Below are 1,764 nucleotides of genomic sequence, written 5' to 3'. Positions count from 1 at the left end.
CGGGTGCTCATAGGCCTCGGCCAGCGCATCACGCACCGGCGGGACCATGACCGGGGCCAGCAGCACGTCCTGCGGCACCTCCACCCAGACCGGGCCCATGGGCACGGTGATCGCCTCGGCCCAGGCGTCCTGGATGGCCGAGGGGATCGAGGAGGCGTGGTGCACGGTGCGCTGGAACTTGGTGACGTTCGCGGCCGAGGCCTTCTGGTCATCAAGCTGGTGCAGCATGCCCTTGCGCCGGGCGCCCAGTCCATCCACCGGAATCTGGCTTGCCACCACCACCATCGGCACGCCGGTGGCGTAGGCTTCCTGCAGCCCGGCCAGGGAGGTTAGCGCCCCGGGGCCGGTGGAGAGGAACAGCACGCCCACTTCCCCGGTGGCCCGGGAATAGCCGTCGGCGGCGAAGGCGGAGTTGTTCTCCACCCGGGAGGAGACGAAATGCAGGTCCGAGCGGGAGAGCGCGTCAAAGAGCCCCAGCGCGTGCTGCCCGGGAATTCCGAACACGGTCCTGGCACCGAGCGCGCTGAGCGTCTCAATGACCAGGTCCCCGCCGTTGCGTTGCGCGGTGTTGGACATGCTAGTTCATTCCCTTGCCGTGGCGCAGGTCGCTGATCAGGCTGATCAGGTCGTAGGTGACGTGGGAGGCGGCCACGCCGGTGATCTCGGCATGGTCGTAGGCCGGGGCCACTTCCACGATGTCCGCGCCGACGATGTTCATCCCGCGCAGCCCGCGCAGGATTTCAAGCAGCTCGCGGCTGGTGATCCCGCCGGCTTCCGGGGTTCCGGTGCCCGGGGCGTGGGCCGGGTCCAGCACGTCGATGTCCACCGAGATGTACAGCGGGCGGTTGCCGATGCGGTCGCGCAGCTTGTCCACGATTTCACGCACCCCTGGTAGTACACGTCCGAGCTGGTGACGATGCCGAAGCCGAAGCGCTTGTCGTCCTCCAGGTCCTTCTTGCCGTACAGCGGGCCGCGGGTGCCGACGTGGCTGATGGCCTCGGTGTCCAGGATGCCCTCTTCCACCGCGCGGCGGAACGGGGTGCCGTGGGTGTATTCGGCACCAAAGTAGGTGTCCCAGGTGTCCAGGTGCGCATCGAAGTGCAGCAGCGCCACCGGTCCGCCGGCACGCTGGGAGGCGGCGCGCAGCAGCGGCAGGGCGATGGTGTGGTCCCCACCGATGGTGACCAGCGAGGCCCCGTCCTCGGTCAGTTCCAGGGCGTTGTGTTCAATGGCTTCGATGGCCTCGTTGATGTTGAACGGGTTCACCGCCATGTCCCCGGCGTCGGCGACCTGGCTCAGCGCGAACGGGGAGATGTCCACGGCCGGGTTGTAGGGGCGGATCAGGCGGGAGGACTCGCGTACGTGGGTGGAGCCGAAGCGGGCACCGGGACGGTAGGAGACCCCGGTGTCGAACGGGACGCCCACGATCTTGATGTCCGCCTTTTCAACCTGGTCCAGGCGCGGCAGCCGGGCGTAGGTTCCGGCACCGGCGTAGCGCGGGATCAGTGCGGCATTGATGGGTCCGAGCTTGCCGTTTTCCTCGATACGGATTTCTTCCACGGCTGGTCCTTTCGACGCTGAAGGGGAAAACCTCTGTTTTCCAATAGGAAACTCTCGTTGTCGAATATGCTATTTTCCCCTGCCCGTCCCGTCAAGGGTGAGGTCCGTTCCGGACGCCGCGGGCCGGCGGAAGACCGACGCGGTCTGCCGCGTTCCCGGTCTTCGGCCGGCCCCTGAAAATGGCGTGGATGGCGCCTAGGCGAG

Annotated in this window: 1 protein-coding gene and 1 pseudogene; both read right to left on the bottom strand. The window is 67.3% G+C overall.

Annotated elements, in window-relative coordinates; genetic code table 11:
- The coding region (locus tag JCM19049_RS13200; RefSeq protein ID WP_279403200.1) for a thiamine pyrophosphate-binding protein at nucleotides 1–576 on the bottom strand (576 nt) is incomplete at its 3' end.
- Between the two features lies 1 nt (nucleotide 577).
- Nucleotides 578–1,560: pseudogene (gene speB, locus JCM19049_RS13195) on the bottom strand (agmatinase).
- Nucleotides 1,561–1,764 lie beyond the last annotated feature (204 nt).

The organism is Arthrobacter sp. JCM 19049, from assembly GCF_001310435.1.
The sequence above is the reverse complement of the archived record's forward strand: the minus strand, read 5'-3'. Positions and strand labels throughout refer to the sequence as shown.